The 17,078-nt window shown below is 65.8% G+C and carries 8 protein-coding genes and 1 tRNA gene; 5 read left to right on the top strand and 4 right to left on the bottom strand.

Annotated features, from left to right (window positions below):
• Position 1: 1 nt before the first annotated feature.
• Positions 2-646: a GNAT family N-acetyltransferase gene (locus JQ507_28160; GenBank protein ID QRI68742.1), complete on the top strand. Its 645-nt coding sequence runs from the start codon at positions 2-4 to the stop codon at positions 644-646.
• A 92-nt stretch (positions 647-738) separates the two neighbouring features.
• Here the strand turns inward: JQ507_28160 and JQ507_28155 are convergent, their stop codons facing one another.
• Positions 739-2,031: an IS4 family transposase gene (locus JQ507_28155; GenBank protein ID QRI68741.1), complete on the bottom strand. Its 1,293-nt coding sequence runs from the start codon at positions 2,029-2,031 to the stop codon at positions 739-741.
• Between the two features lie 598 nt (positions 2,032-2,629).
• Between JQ507_28155 and JQ507_28150 the strand changes: the two genes are divergently transcribed.
• Positions 2,630-4,327, top strand: a complete 1,698-nt coding sequence (locus JQ507_28150; protein ID QRI68740.1) for a VWA domain-containing protein — start codon at positions 2,630-2,632, stop codon at positions 4,325-4,327.
• Between the two features lie 72 nt (positions 4,328-4,399).
• Here the strand turns inward: JQ507_28150 and JQ507_28145 are convergent, their stop codons facing one another.
• Both JQ507_28145 and JQ507_28140 read right to left on the bottom strand, forming a co-directional pair.
• Positions 4,400-5,482 carry an ISAs1 family transposase gene (locus JQ507_28145; GenBank protein QRI73548.1) on the bottom strand — a complete coding sequence of 361 codons (1,083 nt, stop codon included), beginning with the start codon at positions 5,480-5,482 and terminating at the stop codon, positions 4,400-4,402.
• 302 nt (positions 5,483-5,784) lie between these two features.
• Positions 5,785-9,513: a PAS domain-containing protein gene (locus JQ507_28140; protein ID QRI68739.1), complete on the bottom strand. Its 3,729-nt coding sequence runs from the start codon at positions 9,511-9,513 to the stop codon at positions 5,785-5,787.
• A 335-nt stretch (positions 9,514-9,848) separates the two neighbouring features.
• On the opposite strand from JQ507_28140, the gene JQ507_28135 reads away from it, so the two are divergent.
• From JQ507_28135 to JQ507_28125, 3 genes are all read left to right on the top strand, one after another.
• Positions 9,849-10,247: a phasin family protein gene (locus JQ507_28135; protein QRI68738.1), complete on the top strand. Its 399-nt coding sequence runs from the start codon at positions 9,849-9,851 to the stop codon at positions 10,245-10,247.
• A 294-nt stretch (positions 10,248-10,541) separates the two neighbouring features.
• Positions 10,542-10,979: a phasin gene (locus JQ507_28130; GenBank protein ID QRI68737.1), complete on the top strand. Its 438-nt coding sequence runs from the start codon at positions 10,542-10,544 to the stop codon at positions 10,977-10,979.
• Between the two features lie 189 nt (positions 10,980-11,168).
• Positions 11,169-11,245 (top strand) — tRNA-His (locus tag JQ507_28125).
• Between the two features lie 48 nt (positions 11,246-11,293).
• Here the strand turns inward: JQ507_28125 and JQ507_28120 are convergent.
• On the bottom strand, positions 11,294-16,858 hold the full coding sequence (locus JQ507_28120; GenBank protein QRI68736.1) for a CHAT domain-containing protein: 5,565 nt from the start codon (positions 16,856-16,858) through the stop codon (positions 11,294-11,296).
• Positions 16,859-17,078 lie beyond the last annotated feature (220 nt).

Here is a 17,078-nt window from a genome sequence, read left to right as displayed (position 1 = left end):
GATGAGCGGCGCGGGACGATCCTCGATCCGTCCCGCACGCTCCGACGATGCCGGCTTCATCGCCCGTGTCGTGCTGGCCGCGCAGCGCGGCCCGGTGCCGCGCGGCTGGTTCGACATCGCGCTCGATCGGCCGGAGGGAGAGTGCCTGGCGTTCATGACGCGGCTCGCCGTTGCGCGCGCGAGATCATGGTACCACGTCGCCCATTTCCTGATTGCTGAGGTCGATGGCGTCCCCGCTGCCGCGCTGTGCGCGATGCCTGCGTCCGGGACGGTCGTCGCAGCCCGCGCGGCGATCGAGGAAGTCGCGGCAGAGACCGGCATGGATGCCGATGCCATCGTCGCGCGCGGCGGCTATGCCCGTAACTGCTGGGTGCAGGGCGGCGAGGGTGACTGGCTGATCGAGCATGTCGCCAGGCAAGCGTCGCAACACAGCCGTGGTCTGGTGCAGGAGCTGATCGGCCGCGCGCTCGCCGACGGCAAGGCGGCAGGTTTCGCGCGGGCGTCGATCTCGTTCCTGATCGGCAACGACGCGGCCGAACGCTGCTACACCAAGGCGGGTTTCGCCTTCGCCGAAGAGAAGCGCGACGCCGCCTTCGAAGCGCTGACCGGCGCACCGGGCTTTCGCAGGTTTGCGCGGGCGATTTGAGTGGGGGCGGCTAACGCGCCACACATCCAAGCCGTGGTTGTTGATGGTGTGGTACGCCTGTGCCCAATGGTGCTGTCGTCCCGGCGAAGGCCCTAGGGCATGCACAGATCTCTGAGGGACCATCCAGCGGCTGCGGCGTGGAAGTATTGCAGGCCGTGTTTCATAGTGATGGGGCCCGGCGGTTTGGACGATGGATAGCCGTCCCAGCCGCCGAGCCGGCCGATAATCCAGGCGGCCCAAGCGAGGCTGTCAGGCGGGTGCGGGTTTCTCAGCCGCTTGCTTTGGGCTTCGAGGTTGCGATTGAGGGCGGCAAGTGTAGCGACTTCCCCAGCATTGAAGGCAATTCGGACAGACTGGTTGTCGCGACCATCGCGCGCCTGCACAAGCTGAAGGGAGATGACTGCCGCCTTGGCCGCGATCGCGACCAGCTTGAGAAGCCGCTCGGCGGTCCCGATCTGACTGTCTTCGAGCTTGAGGCCTTGTGTCTTCAAGATGCGGAAGAACTGCTCGATCAGCCACCGCCGCTTGTACCATTCGATAATGCGCCAGGCCTCTTCTGCATTCGTCACCGGATGCGTGGTGAGCAGCCGCCAGTGCAGCGGCTCGATCCCGGCCTGCGGCTCGATCTCGCGCACATCGACCAGGATCAAGGGTAGGCTTTTCGGCAGATGGCGCAGGAACTTGGTTTGCGGTCGGGCCAGTTCGACGGCGCCGAAGCGCAGATCGAGAAGCGCAGCCCGCTCAGGCCGTTGTGCTCGCGCAGGCAATACGATGGTCCGTTGTTCGATGCTGGTCATGGCCTCGCTGGCCGCATACAGGCCACAGCCATCCGCCAGCTTGCGATCATGCATGCTCCGGGCAATGACGTGGAACTGGTGTTCTGCGGCGCAGGCGTAGAGCGCGAAGATGTCGCTCTCGCGGTCGCCCAGCATGGTCACCATCGCAGCCTTCGCCAACAGCGGCTTGGCTGCCAGAGCGGTCGCGATCCAGCGTTGCGATTCTTTGTCCTTCAGATCGCGATTGTCGTGCGAGACGGTGCGGCGGCCCTGGCGGGTCCAGATCTCGCCGTGCAACAGGCCAAGGCAGCAGCCGCTTTCCGCGTCTGCGGCCAGCATCGGGTGCAGCAACACCCCGCGGGTGTTGCCATGACCGATCTCGCCCAAGCCACGCCGGTTTTGTGCCTTGGTGGCAAAATTGATCTCGCTGGTATCCTGGATCGCCAGCACATGGCGGCCTTCGGCCGCCATTACCGTACCATCGCTCCAGCTTTCGATTATCCGCGTCGTCGTCACCTTGGCATTGCCGAGAAAGCGGTTGAAGCGCACCTCCCGGGCACGCATGCCTCCTGCCAGCCGTCGCAGGCAGACATCCTTGCCCGCGACCATGCATTCGACGAGCGCCGCCCCCCTTTATCGAGGCGGAGATCCCCGAACCGACCTAATGACCAGTCAATTTGCGCCAGCATGTCGACACCTCCGCCAAAGCCGAAGTGCCGCAATATGAATCACACGAAATACCGATTCGGGAATCCCCACCCAACTAGATGTGTGCATGCCCTAGGGCGAAGGCCGGGACCCATAACCACAGGGTAGCGTTGTTGAAACACAGGCTGCGGCCCCAGCGACGCGCAACAATCGAGATTTGGGGTAAAGGGTCCCGGCCTTCGCCGGGACGACGATGAAGATAGTTCTTGCTTCAAGCTATCGCACCTGCGGAAGCAATCCAATTGTCATCCGTGTGTCGCGTCAGGCCAAACGCGTGTCGCTATAGTCCAAGTGTCCGGACGCGAGTTGCGCTATCTCAACCCCTTCAGGCGCCCGGTTGCTCGCGCATCGAAATCGCGTGGATTAAGTACACCAGCCGTCAAAAGACAAAATCCAAAACAAGGGGACTGCTGAAGTTGCACGCGGGTGATCCTTCGACACTCCGTGCCACCGCAGCCGTCTCCGCCCTCCGATTGTCTCCATCATCGAGGATCGATCCGTGATCAAGATTCTTCGCCGCTCGTTCGTTGCCGGTATGCTGTCGCTTGGCCTGGCGTTGCTGTCACTTCACGGCGCCGAGGCGCAGGCACAGGGCACCGACACCATTCTCGTGCTCGATGCATCCGGCTCGATGTGGGGCCTGGTCGACGGGCAGAGCAAGATCTCCGCTGCGCGCCAGGCGGTCGATGCGATCCTGTCGAAATGGAATCCGGCCGATCGTCTCGGCGTCATGGTCTACGGCCATCGCTCGAAGGGCGACTGCAAGGACATCGAGCTGATGGTGCCGGTCAGCACGTTCGATCCGGTGAGGATCAAGGCTGCGATCGACGGCGTCAACCCGAAAGGCAAGACCCCGATCTCGGATTCACTGCGTGCGGCCGCAGAGGCGCTGCACTCGACCGAGAACAAGGCCAACGTGATCCTGGTCTCCGACGGGATCGAGACCTGCGCGCCCGATCCGTGCGCGGCGGCTGCCGAGTTGAAGAAGGCCGGCATCGGCTTCACCGCCCATGTGATCGGCCTTGACGTCGCCGATCCCGCGGCGAAGAGCCAGTTGCAATGCATCGCGCGCGCGACCGGCGGGGTCTATCTCGATGCCGGCAACGCCGCGAGCCTGACCGGCGCGCTGACCAAGGCGGTGGCGGCGACGCAAGGCACCAGGGTCGCCAGCGAGGCGCCGCCGAAGCCGGCGGCGGCCGATCCCTATCTCGGCAAGAACCTTCGCGGCGTCGCGCGGCTCGCCGAAGGGCTCGATCCGATCAGCGACGAGGACGTCAATTGGGGCATCTTCAAGCGCGCCGGCGACGAGAAGGGCGAGCACGTCAACACCTTCTACGGTGCGCCGTTCGCCGACAATATCGCGCCCGGCGATTACATCGTCGAGGTGACCTACCGGCAGCTCAAGCGCGAGTTTCCGCTCAAGGTCGAGAAGGGCAAACCGGCTGCGCTCGACGTCATCCTCGATGCCGGCTACGTCACCAGCGAAGGCGCGATGGCCGGCGGTGTGGGCAAGGTCGACGACGTGGTCTGGCAGGTCACCGACAAGGGCGGCAAGGTGGTTGCGCAGGAGTACGACGCGGTGCCGCGCTTCGTGCTCGCCGCCGGCAATTACACGCTGACGCTGACCAAGGGCCAGTCGAAGACCAGCAAGCCGTTCACGGTCGCCGCCGGCGATTCCAGCAACGTGCAGCTGACGATCGATGTCGGCAAGCTGATCGTCACCACCACCTATGCGGAAGGCGGGCCCAAGGTCGAGAAGGACCTCGTGGTCGCGGTCCACCAGCCTGCGAAGCCCGACGGCGACGAGGGCGACAAGGTCGCGCAGGAGTACGATCCCGAATCGAAGTTCGATCTGCCCGGCGGCAGCTACGAGGTGAAGGTGACGGTCGGCGAGGCGAGGGGCACCGCGAGCACGGAAGTGAAGTCCGGCGCGCCGACCCGGGTCACGGTCAATCTCAATGCCGGCGTGGTCGGGATCAAGACCGACAGTGCCCAGCAGATCGACATCTACAGCGCCGAGCGCGACCTCAACGACGAGCGCAAGCACGTCGCGGTGAACTATGAGGCGACCTACAACGTCGCGCTCAACGCCGGCGACTATGTCGCGGTCGCGACCTATGCCGACGGCCAGAAGGTCGAAAAGCCGTTCACCATCGCCGCCGGCAAGCGCCAGACGGTGGAGATCAAGCAGCCGTAAGGCGCGGCGCGTCGGCGTCGTGCATGTGAGGTGAGCACCCTCTTCAGGCTCCCTCCCCCCTTGCGGGTAGGGCTATCGCATATGGGCCAGGACGGTGAGAAGGAAGTCGTTGCTCCATCTTGCCTGGAGCATTTTGTGGCTGGTCCGCGCTGGACCTGGCGTGGCTTGCAGGGCGTTGATGGCGAGCTTGCGGATGACGGCAAGGTTCTCCGGGGCGTGGTCCTTGCGGCTGCGGCAAGCGTCCTCGTCGAACAGAACGTCGAGAACCCAGTGCAGGTTGTTCTCGATGCTCCAGTGGGCGCGGACGACGTCGAGCAGCTTCTTGGCTGGCAGCCGCCGCGAAGCCAGAAAGTATCGGGCCGTCCGCTTGGCAGGCTTGCCGGCAGTTGCGCGCCAGCTGTCGATGCGGCCGACCGCGACGATAGCGGGGAAGCCATGTTGCTTCGCCAATTGCGGTGCCGGCACGATGATGGCTTGCCGGCGCTCGATGCGATCGTGGGCGGCGGTTCTTCGCTGGCTTGCTCGCGCAGGCCGTCGGGCGGTGTCGAGCAACGCCTTGGCGGCCTTGAAGAGCCGGCCGCGATTGCTCTTGATGGCCAGAACGTAGTGGCCCTTCCGGTCGCGGATGGCTTGCGCGACATCGGGCCGGCAATGCAAGGCGTCGGCAGTGACAAGAGCGCCGTCCAGATCGAGCGAGGCGAGGACTTCGAGAACGCCGGCAACCTCGTTGCGATTGGGGGCCTTCCTTTGAGCCAGCGCCATGCGTGTGCCTGCCGCCCAGACATTGACCATATGCAGCGGTGTGGATTGCCGCCCACGCATGAAGGCGCCGCGCAACGCCTTGCCGTCGATGCTGACCACGCCCTTGATGCCGAAGCCCTTGCTGAGCTTGCGCAAAATCGCTTCCAACCCCTTCGGGTCCAGAGCACGGAAGACGTTGCTGAACGTATCGTGGCTGGGGATGCCGGATCTGAGCTCCAGGAACCGCTGCAACAGCTCCTCTCGGCCTTTGCCGAAGAACTCGAACTCGGTGCAGGTCTTGGCGCCGGCCAGTGTCGCCGCCAAGGCGATGACGATGATCTCCACCAGATCGTGCCGCACGTTGCTGGCGCGGGGGTCCTTGAGTGGTCGAAGCAGGCGCTTGAGTTGGCGCATTCTGGTCTCCCTCGGGAAGCGAGAGACACCCAAAGAATCCAGTTCCAACCGCTTGGCAACACCCCTCCATCGCCATATGCGATTCCCCTACCCTTGCGGGGGAGGGTGGGGAGAGGGGTGCGCCCCGGGCGAGATGATCGTCGTGAGCGTCGCTTTCGCAACCATGCGCCGCGGGCGTTGAAGCTTGTTGAATGAAGAGGCCGTGCCGTGTGGCTACCCCTCTCCCCAACCCTCCCCCGCAAGGGGGGAGGGAGCCCTTCCGCCAGTGCGTCCCTTACGCGGAACGTCGCATAGCGTATTCCTCACGCCGTCGCGGCGGCGTGGGCGAAGGTCACCTCGATCAGGGTGCCGGTGCGGCCGCCGGTCCTGATCTGGAATTTGGCGCGGTTGGCTTCGACCAGCGCCTTGGTCAGCGACAGGCTGACGCCGCCGGAGCCGGCCTGGTCGGACGGCGTCGGCGCGCGGAACGGTTCCAGCGCCGCGGCGACCTCGTTGTCGTTGAGGCTCTGGCCGGTGTCGCGCACCCGCAGCATCACCTCGCCGAAATCCGACAGCGCGGTCGAGACGATCACCTGGCCGCCGGCATTGGCGAGATGGATCGAGTTGCCGATCAGGTTCAGCGTGATCTGGCGCAACGCGCGGGCATCGGCGACGACCGGCGGCAGGGTGTGCGCGAGCGAGGTGCGGATGATGATGCGCTCGCGGTTGGCCTGCGGCTGCATCACCGCGACGCAGCTCTCCACCATCTCGTTGAGGTTCTGGCTGGTGAAGGCGAGGTCGAGCTTGCCGGTCTCGATCCGCGACAGATCCAGCAGGTCGTTGACGATGGCGATCACCCGCTCGCCGGAGGCGCGGATGTCCTTCATGTATTCGACATAGCGCTCGTTGCCGAGCGTGCCGAAGCGTTCGCCGATCATCACCTCGGCGAAGCCGATAATGGCGTTGAGCGGCGTGCGCAGCTCGTGGCTGATCCGCGCCAGCATGTCGGTCTTGGCGTTGGCCGCACGTTCGGCGAGCCGCCGCGCCTCGCGCAGTTCGCTCTCGTTCTTCCTGGTCTGTGACAGGTCGCGGAACACGGCAAAGAAGTTCGGGCCGTCGGCGCGGGTACGGCCCATCGTCACCGACAGCGGGATGATGCCGCCCTGGCGGACGCGGCCGAGCGTCTCGCGCCCATGGTCGAGCAGGCTGGCGACGCCGGAAGATTTCACGCTCGCGAGATAGTCGAAGATGCCGTGCCGGCTCTCCGGTGCGAACAGGTCGGCGAGATTGTGCATGACGAGCTCGTCGCCGTCATAGCCGAACAGCGCCTCGGCGCTACGGTTGCAGGAATGGATCTGGCCCTCGGCATCGAACATGATGATACCCTCGGCCGCGGTGTCGAGGATGGCGCCGAGCTCCTCAGCGTCGGCGTGGCCGGCCTGCGGCGGCGCCGGCGCGAGCACAGGCTCCGCGGCCGCTGCCTCCGGCTCCGGATCAGATGACGCGGCCGCGACCGCGGTGTCCTCGTCGAGCGTGCGCGAGAAGATCAGCGCCAGTGCCGAATCGTCGTCCCAGGTGATGGTGTGCAGCCGCGCCTCCGCGGACACCTGCTCGGTGTCGCCGTTCTGGTTGGCGGAGATCGTCACCGGCGTGCCGGTGCCGGAGGTGCTGCTCGCCTGCGAGACGCCGGGCTCGACATAGAGCGCGTCGAGTCCGCCGGCGGCTTCCAGGGCGTGCAGGCTGTCATGGCCCATGCGCGCGAGGAACGCGTGGTTGGCATAGAGCAGGCGGTCGAGCCGGTAGATCAGGATGCCGACCGGCAGCAAATCGAGCAGCGCGCGGTCGCGGCGGGAATAGGCGCTCGGCGCGGGCCCGGCGGCGGCGAGCCAGCCGGCCTTCGGCGTGTCGGCCGGCGTCTCCGGTTGCGCGACCGTCTCCGGCTGCACGTCGGCCTGCTGCAGCGCTTCGAGCGCGGGCGGCGCTTCGGCAACCGGCGCGATCGGGGCGCTCTCGTTCGTCGTCGCGGTGAGGCCGGCCTCGCTCTCGAGCCGCGCCGACAATTGCCGCGCGAGCTCGTTGAAGGCGTTGTTCTCGACCGGCGTCAGCGACGGCGGCCTGGTGTCGCCGGCGGGGCGGAACGGCACCACATTCGGTGGCGGGTCGTGACGCACGTCGTGCGTTTCCTCGTTCGTTTCCACGGCGTGATCCGGATCGGCTTGGTGTGAAGGCTCTGTTGCGACTGGTTCGGTCAATTCCTCGGGTGGTGCACTCGCGGTCGTATCGGGCGGCGGCTCCGCGTGCGGCGGAGGATTTTCGGGCGGCAACGCGGCGGGCCCGGGCGGCGCATCGACGCGTGGCGCCGGCGTGACACCGGCGGACAGCGATCGCGGCGCGATCGAGCCGCTGAAGAACTCATAGCGGCGCAATGCAGCGAGTCGCGCAAGGCCGTCGAGGTCGCGACACACACCAAAGCCGCGATAGCCGGCGAAATTCCGGTTCCTGTCGAACACCGGCAAGCCGGACAATTCGACCGGCAGCCGGCCGCCGCCATCGACCGGCCAGTGCAGCGTGATGCCGCTCCAGGTGTCGTGGCTGGCGAACGCCTTGAGGACGCGGCCCTCCGGATCGAGGCCGAAGGCCTCGGCGATATCGCTCCAGAGCCGGCCGAAGCCTGCCGCGGTGTGCAGGCCGATCAGGCGGGTGAATTCGTCGGAGCCGAGCGAGAAGCGGGCCTCGTGGTCCATCTGCCACATGAAGCGCAGCGGATGTCGCCGCACCGGCAAGGGCTCGTCGAGCCAGGATGGCGGCGGCACCGGCGCCTGCGACGCGGGCTCCGGTTCGGCGGCGGGCGGCGCAGCGGGCGCATCCGCGATCGCATAGGGCGAGGGCGCGGCATCGGCCGGCGGCGCCGATGGTTCCGGAGCCGGCGCGCTTGCCGTCCGTTCGAGATCGGGCGCGGTCTCCGGATGCGTTTCGGCTGGCTCCTCGATGAGCGCTTCCGACAGCGGCTCCTCGACGGCGGGGCTCTCGTCGGGCGTGGTATCGAACGGCGTGGTCTCGGCGGACACTGTCTCGACGTGCGTCGGTTCCGCCGGCGCGTGAGATGCCGCAACGTCCGAGGTCCCGGATGCAGCCGCGCTGATCACCGGCTCGACTGCGGTGGTTTCTTCCGCCGGCGGGTCCAGCGCATCGAACAGCGTGAAGCTCGCGGGCGCCGCATCGATCTCTGCAGGAGTCTCGTGATGCGTTGCCTCGTGATGCGCCACTCGCGGTTCGACCATGGCAGGTGCCGGCGCCACGGCCGCAGCCTCCTGCGGCGTGGCTGCGGCGGCTTCCGTTGCAGCCACCTCCGGCGCAACCGGCTCAGGCATGATCGGCGCCGCGGGTTTGGCCGCGACAGCGGGCGCCGGCTTGATCAACGCGATCAGCGCGCGATCGGCGCCGTGGCCGATCCGCTGCAGCACGACGCGGCCGATCGCGACGCTCGCCGCCGCGCGGCCCTGCGCCAGTGCCTCGCCGCGCGCCGCATCGAGGCCGGCTTCGCTGAGATCGTGCAGGCCGGGCAGCGAACGCGCCGCCTCATTGGCTGCGATCAACAATCCGTCGCCGGTGAAGGCGGCGGCCGGACGCTCCAGTCCCTGCACCAGCCGCTGCAAGCGCTCGGCGAGCGGCATGCCGCGGCCGCCAGCATTGAACGCGGTCATCAGGATGCCGTGGCTGCCGTCGGATAGCTCGATGCGCCTGCAGCCGCAGGTCGCCAGCATGCCGGGCGGCGCGCCGAAGCCGCGCAGCCGCTCCAGCCGCACCGCGCCGCCCGCGCCAAGATTGGAGCCGAGCCGCGCGACCTGGCGGCGATGCGGATCGGCCGGACCGAAAGTGCGCTTCGCCAATTCGGCGCCGTTGGCGGCACCGAATACCTGCGCGCCGACCGGATTGGCCCAGCGGATCCGTGCGCCGTCGGCCGACCACAGCCATGCCGGCAGGGCTGCCGTCGCATGGTCCGCCAGCCTCACATCGCCGAGCGCCTGGATCTGGAATTCAGCGTCACTCATCACGCAAGATTTGACCGCATAGGTTTGGCTTTCTTCCTCGCATTGCCGAAGGCCGGCAGCCGCAGGACGACAGCCTTAACAGAAGGTTAGTATCGCAAGCGGGGAGCGGCAGGTCCATGTCCGCCGCGAGAGTGCCCCCGCCAAAGGCTGGATAACGTTAACTTGGCTGAACGATCCACAGCCGTTTCGCGTTGTCCCGCAGAACCTGCTGTGACAGCGTGAAGCGGAACCAGGGCGGTGCCGCGTCACACCTGCTATCGCAGTGTACCGATATAAGCTGCCGGGCGCCTGCGGGGCCAACCGGCGGGCCGATCACCAAGCGAGGGAGAGCGACCATGAGCGACAACGGGCGTGACCATTTCGAGATCCCCAAATTCGAGATTCCCAAGGACATGCGGTCGATGGCGGAGGCGAGCTTCGATCAGGCGCGCAAGGCGTTCGAGCAGTTCGTGACCAACGCGCGGGATACCGCCGGCAAGATCGAGGAGCGCAACGCCACGATGCGCGCCGGCGCCAAGGACGTCTCCGCCAAGGCGCTGTCCTATGCCGAAAAGAACGTGCAGTCGTCGCTCAACTACGCCCAGTCGCTGCTCAAGGCCAAGGACCTCACCGAGGTGATGCGGCTGCACAGCGAATATGTGCAGGGCCAGATGCGCGCGCTCGCCGAGCAGGCCAGCGAAATGGGCCAGGCGGTCAGCCGTGCCGCGATGGATGCGGTGAAGCCCAAGAGCTGAGCTGAAGAGAGCTGACCGGGCCGCCGATCCGGGGCGGCCGCGGCAGGCCCAACCCGGGTCGGGCGCGGTAACCCTATATTCCGCCTTATAAAAAATGTGGCGCCGCACGCGATCTTACGTTGCGTTGCACAAAATTGACATGATATGGGTGTTTATTAGGCGCGCCCGACGAAGGGCACTCCCGTGAATCAAGGCAGCGTGATCCATTTCAACGCTCCCGGCCTGCTGGCTCCGGGACGTCCGCAATGGTCACATCTAGTTCCATCTAGTCACCCGTTGCGAAGGATTACACGTATGACCAACCCGTCCGATCCGTTTTCCGCCTCGATCATCCCGTTCGAGGTTCCCGAGCAGGTTCGCGCGTTCGCCGAGAAGGGCGTGCTGCAGGCTCGCGACAGCTACGCCAAGTTCAAGGACGCTGCCGAGACCCACAACTCGACCGTCGAGGCCGTCTTCACCTCGATCAACAAGGGAGCCACTGCGTATTCGGCCAAGCTGATCGAGTTCTTCAAGGCCAACACCACCTCCTCGCTCGACTTCGCCCAGGAGCTGTTCACCGTGAAGTCGCCGACCGAAGCCGTCGAGCTGTGGACCTCGCACGCCCGCAAGCAGTTCGAGACCTACACCGCGCAGGCCAAGGAACTGGCCGAACTCGGCCAGAAGGTCGCCAGCGAGACCGCCGAGCCGATCAAGGCCAGCGCCGCGAAGTTCACCCAGCAGCCGGCCGCCTGATCTTTGGCCCGCAGGACTTGAGCGAAGGCCCGGGCCGAAGCGGTCCGGGCCTTTTTGCTGGACGAGGGCCGTCGAACGGCCCGAGATAAGAGCGGAAATCAGCGTGTTACGGCCTTGCCAAAGCGCGGCGTTGCACCTAGTTTCCGCCGAAATCGCCGCCCCCCTTTTTGCGGGGCCGCGCGCCAGGATGCAGTTGTAGCTCAGTTGGTTAGAGCGCCTGTCTGTGGAACAGGAGGTCGGTGGTTCGAGCCCACCCAACTGTACCAATCGGATCAATCGCCAGGACCCGATCGTCTCTCTGTTGCCCGTCTCGATCAGCGACGCCGCTTCCCTTTCGCTGCACGTTTGGCGGTCTTGGCTCGCCGCTTGGCAGCGCCCGGCTTCGCCGCTGCGGCCGGTGGCTCGCTTCCCGCGTGCAACCTCAGTTCAGCGAGGAGCCGGTCGGCGGCAGTCTTCTCGTTCTGCCCCGCAGACCCGACGTATCTGGCGAGCACGAATTCAGTGTTGTCGAGGACGGAACCCCACATCGTGGGGTTGCTGACGCGGGCGTAGTGTTTCCGGAAGTCCTCGATCAGGCGGTCGACGTCCGGCGCAAGACTGCCGGCTGCGACCGACTCGAACAGGTCGAGTTCGGTCTGTCCGACGACCGACCAGAAGTCCGGCGCGACGGATGACATCGATTGGCGCACCTCCGTGATGTCATTGGTCTTGAGCGGCCTCGCGAGCACCAATTGCGCTGCGATCCGGTTCATCGCCGGGTAAAAGAACGGACGCGTCTTGGTGTCGCGGGCAATCGTCTCCGCGGCGCTGTAGTGCTGCCACATCCGATTGATCGCCTGCATTTCGGCGGAGTGATCGCCGGCCAGGGCTTCGAGCATCGCCAGTCGCTTGAACCCGGAGCCGTAAAGGCTTTCCCGCTCGTAGGTCCGCGCCAAGGTCAGCAGCGTGTCGAGCAGCGCCATCGCATCCTTGATGGCCGCGCGCGCCTCGCTAAAGGCCGTCGCCGACGGGGCGGCATTGTTCTTGATGTTGTTCAAGGCCTGGCGGCTCTTCGCATTGGCCAGTTGCTCGATCGCGATCAGGGACGCCGCTCCATCCTGTGCCGCCCTCGCGCGCTCGTACCATTCGATCGCCTCCGCAAAGCGGCGCGATTTCATCCACGCGTTTCCGAACGCCTCGGCGACGTCCCCGCGGTCTCGATACTGGCCGAAGGTTGCTTCCAGATAGCGCAGGCGTCCGGCCTGAATGTCAGGAGACTTGCGCTGGTACTCGCTTTCCACCCCGATCTGCTCGAGCGCGAAGATCAGCGATGGGGCAGAGGCAATGCTGGAAAATTCCTGCCCCGGAGCAGTCGGGCGTTGTGCATCGCCGGTTGCAGGCCGGAATCGCCAGTCGGGGTCACCGTAGCACTGATAGGCCGCCCAAGTGTTGCCGCCGCGGGCATAGGCACCTTCCCTGGCAGATGCGACCGCGTCGATGAAGCGCTTGCCTCCGAGCAGCGCGTGATAGAACTCCTTGGCAAATACGCTTGCAGCCTCATCGTCCACCGCCCAGCCGGCGGCGATCACGCATCGGACGCCACTCTTGATAAGGGCCTGGGCGACACCCGACGCAAATTGCGCGCGATTGTAGTTGGTAGGCCCGAGCAGATCGTTCGGCGCGCTGGTCCCGAGATGGCAGCAATTCACGAACACAAGCTCGGGTTGGACCCGTAACGCCTGGATTTCATTGGCTCCCAGGAACGAACCGCCCGAGAGCACCACGCCCCTTGTCTCGAAGCCCTTGTCGGTCTCCGTCGGCGGTTCGCCATGGCCCGCGACATGGATGATCCGCCAGGATTTCTTGCAGGCCGCATTGAGCACGGCGGTAGCGTCGGGTTCGGGATCACTTGGGTTGGGACCGCTGATCACGGATGTCACCCGTGCTGCGGCGGACGTCCGGCTATCGGGAGATGTCGTGGCCGCGGTCAGGAACGTCGCGACCTCGAGGGCTTCGCGCCTGGCGCCCAGCAGGATCGGATAGTTCGCTCGATCGCAGGCAGGGTCGCCGATCACAAGAATGTCGTCATCGGCCGTGGCGCTGTTCACCGCGATGTCGGGCGTCGTCATCCGCAGCTTGCGCAACAGCTTGGTCCGGATCGACCATGGCTTCTGCCGGTTCGAAGCCGTCGGCGACTCCAGGGCCTCCCAGGGTATCGGGGCCGTTCCTTGGTCAAGCTCCAGCACCGTCGCCGTGCTGCCGCCCAGGAACGACTCGAGATCGCGGGGCAGGAGCAGGGTGAACAAGGTTCGGCCGATCTGCGTGTCGGTGTTGGTGTTGTTGGAGGCGGTGGTCACCAGGTTCTTGATGAGCCGCACTTGCATCGGCTGGGGGCGCACGTCGTTGCGCGCCCGTTTCGAGTTGATGGTGTAAGCGATCTCCTGGCTGTCGCCTTCGGTCTTCAGGACGAGCGCACTGATGAAGTCGTAGTCGGCACCGCGATATCCGGCCTCCGGCGGCCGGCGCAGTGCGCCGGCTTCGCCTGCAATGGTCGGGGCGACGGTGTAGGCGCCGGGTGCCGAGATCGCGAGGGTCTGCAGCGCATTCCAGGCGTCGCTCGCGCGGTCGAGATAGAGTTCGATGATCTTGAGCCGGTCGACACGCGGCCACTGCGCGTTTGCAGGGCCCTTTTCCGCGATCTGCTCATTGGCCTCACGGACGCCCTGGGCGATCAGCTGGGCGGCCTGCCCGGGCGTGATGCCGCTGCCGCCGCTGCCCAGCAGCGTGGTCGCCAGCGTAAATCCGGTGGCGATCGGACTGCGTTCAGTGAGACGCTGCGACCATCCGATCACGGCCTGCCGGACCGTGTCGACGAGATCCGAGCCGCGCAATTCGCCTTCGGGGCCGAGACCTGCGACGATCACTGCTGCCGGCAGCGGCATCAGCTTGACGGGATCGCGGCTGAGATTCAGGAAGATCTGAAATGTTCCCGGACCGGTGGCGTACAGACCGCGCTGCAACGATGCGCTCATCGCACCATTGAGGACACGATCGATCGCCGCTTCCGCGCCGGTGAGGCTCGACGACCGGTAGTGGCCGATCAGCAAGGGTTCGGCGATAAAGGTGAGATCGCCGTTGACGACGTCGATACGCAGGGATGTCGAAGCTGGTGCGGCTTGCGGCGCGCGCGCTGCCGCCGAGGACAGCACGTCGAGCTCGCTTTGCGGCGGCGATTGCCGCATCCGCAGTCGGGCAGGACGGGCTCGCGCGACCGGTCCGACGGTGTCAGCGGTCTTTTGCCGGGCGGTGCCGGTCGCGGAGACCCGGGCGAGCCGCGTCGTGCTGCCGGTGTTCAGAAGCTCGCGATAGGCTTCGAATGCAACCTTGTACCGCGGCAGCGAACCGTGATCGGAATCCGCAAGCCAGGTCGCTACTCCCGGAAGCTCCGCGCTTTCCAGCGTGACCCGGCCATCGCCGTCGCCGACGTCGAGATAGGCGAGCCCTCGGTCGCCGTCGCTCGAGCTCTCGTAGCCGGCCGGCGTGCTCGGCGCCTTGCCGACCACCAGCAGCAGCCGGTCGGCCCAGGCGACGAGGTCCTCGTCGCGCTGCTTGTCGAGCCTGCGACGGAGCTCGGCGGCATCATCAAGCACGGCTTGCGGCGGAATACCCCATTGGAATTGAGCCAGCTGAAGTGCCAGATTATGCCACGTGCTGCGCGCGCGGATGGCATCGAGATCGGATTTTGCGAGATCTCTCCAGGCGCTCTCCTTGTCGAGCCCGTCCAACAGGCCGGCCTGGAGCTGAATGAATCCCGGGAAATCGGCGATCAACTGACGCGTCTCGTTGCTGGAGAACGGCGCGCCGACATTGATGAGGAGATTGCCGAAGCTGTCGTCGCCCGACAGCACCTGCATTGGCGTCCAGGATCCGCCGTTCGGCGTTCCGAGCATGAGAATCCGCGCTCCGTCGGATTGTATCATCCGATTCCAGGTCGTGGGATCGACGAGCTGCATGGCGCGCGCAAGCAGTCCGCCCATCGAATGGGCGATGATCCGCACTGGCTGCCGCGATGTCTTGCGCGCGTCGAGCGCAGCCGCGATCGCCTCCGCGAGCCGTTTTGCTTCGGCCACAATCGGCAGGCGCCAGTCGAATGCGAATGGCTTGACGTCATGATCGCTGAACATCGCGGTCGCGAGATCGTCGTAATAGATCCCGATCGGGTCATCGGGTTCAACACCGTCCTTCTTGCCGGGTTCGTAGGTGAGCCGCTTGAGACCGTTGACGAGGCGCCACCCCAACCAGATCCGCTCGTCGTCGATCTTGAGATTGCTGCCGAGAATTCCGGGCAGGACGAACAGCGCCGGCAGTTCGGCCGCTTTGCTGGCGGGACGTACGGGCAGTCGCGCACGAGCTCCGCTCGATGATTGTCCGGCCCAGGAGAGCGGGCCGATCACGCTGAACCCGTCGGGCGACGTGCTGCCCGTCCTGGTCAGGGCGTCGACCACCGCCGATGCCGTCTGGGTGTTGCTGAAATAGTTGAAGTGCGAGACCTTGCCGCCCTGATCAAGAACGAATGTCGAGTCCCTCTCCCGGGGTGAGCCGCCATACATCGATCGCGTCTGCACCACCAGATCGTTGTCGGTCCAGAAGAAGGCGTCCGACAGCAACGCCTTGACCCAGGACACCACCGAGTCGCCCTGGAGATCGCCGGCGACCACGCGCAGATCGCCGCTGATCGGGCTCGTTGCCGAGTGGAGCCAGCGGATCAGCGGAGAGTCCGGAATCTGTGCCGCAAGACCGGGCACCTCGTCGGGGTTCGCGCGGCGACGGGCGACCTCACCGAGAAAGTCGACGAGTTGCGGCGCAATCGGAATCTGGGCGAGCTCGAGCGCCCATTTCAGCACCGACACATAGGCATCAAGCCGCTTGGAGGCGAGCAACGTGCCGCGCGCCGGGCATGCGACGCGGACCACGCGCTCGATTGAAATCTTCTTGTCCGAGACGATCTCGGCGAGCCTCTTGAGCTCAGCTGCGCTCGAACCATCCTCCTTGAACAGGTCCAGATCGGACAGCCGCGGATTGGCGCAGACGCGTGCCAGCACCTCGGCGACCAGTCCGCCGCGCGAATGCGTCAGGAGGTGAAGTCGTGCTTTCCTGGGCGCCGCTTCGGCGAGCGTGATGGCATTGGCGATCGGGCTGGCCCCGAGCGTCGGATGGTCGAGGGCATAGACCCTGTTGTCATAGGACTTGAACAGCGCAGCCACCAGCTCCGGGTGCTCGGTCCAGAGCTTGCCGAACGTGCCGGTCGTCTGGCTGAAGGTTCCGTGGATCAGAACCAGCGACGCCCCGTCGTCAGCGGCGATCGCGGACGTGTCGCGCCCCTTGAGCGGCTCGAGCTTGTCAGGCTGCAGCCGATAGACGCCGGGGTCGACCTGTGAATCAAACGACTTGACGACCTTCGAGGCGACGAAGGCGGCCGCCTTGTCCTCGACGATCCCGCTGACGATATGGAGCGCTCCCACCTGCACGTCGCCGAAGATGCCGCGCGACAGCGGTGCCGTGTCCTCAAGGCGCCACTGCAGCCGGCCGGGCACGCGCACCTCTCCCGGACCGAGCGCGCTTCCCTCGCGTGCGAGCGGATCATGCTGCGATTGCAGCAGATCCCGCGCGGATTCGGGATGAAGCCACAGCGAAGGCCCACCTGCGATATCGATGACGACGATATCCTCTCCGGGAAGGGCAGCTTTGGTCTTGATGGTCGCGTCACCGGCGCCGCGTTGCGCCGTCACAATCACGGAGTCTTTCAGATGCTCCGTTGCGGTCGGGGCTGGAGCGCGAGCGCCGCGGGTCGTTCCGTCCGGGCGGACGCCGGTCATCACGAATGCGATTGGTTCGGACAATGTGACGCTCCTGCAATGGCCGGGCCACCATGCAAGAACCAGGCGCGAGCGGAACAAGCCACCGCGGCCGGGCAGGTTGCCACTGAATTATGGTATCTGCGAGCAATGAAGACACGATACTCGCTTTAATAGAATTGACAAGCGTGGCGCCGGCTCGTGTCGGCGACCGACTTGGGAGGAAGCGATACCAGTCAGCCACAACGGCGCCGTGAATTGGCAA

It is taken from the genome of Bradyrhizobium sp. PSBB068, assembly GCA_016839165.1.
GTDB lineage: Bacteria > Pseudomonadota > Alphaproteobacteria > Rhizobiales > Xanthobacteraceae > Bradyrhizobium.
This window is presented reverse-complemented; position numbering and strand designations above follow the sequence as displayed.

Bases quoted from the DNA above. Each gene is read 5' to 3' on its own strand.
- JQ507_28160 (QRI68742.1), top strand. From the start codon at position 2: ATGAGCGGCGCGGGACGATCCTCGATCCGTCCCGCACGCTCCGACGAT.
- JQ507_28155 (QRI68741.1), bottom strand. From the start codon at position 2,031: ATGGTCGCGGGCAAGGATGTCTGCCTGCGACGGCTGGCAGGAGGCATG.
- JQ507_28145 (QRI73548.1), bottom strand. From the start codon at position 5,482: ATGCGCCAACTCAAGCGCCTGCTTCGACCACTCAAGGACCCCCGCGCC.
- JQ507_28140 (QRI68739.1), bottom strand. From the start codon at position 9,513: ATGAGTGACGCTGAATTCCAGATCCAGGCGCTCGGCGATGTGAGGCTG.
- JQ507_28135 (QRI68738.1), top strand. From the start codon at position 9,849: ATGAGCGACAACGGGCGTGACCATTTCGAGATCCCCAAATTCGAGATT.
- JQ507_28130 (QRI68737.1), top strand. From the start codon at position 10,542: ATGACCAACCCGTCCGATCCGTTTTCCGCCTCGATCATCCCGTTCGAG.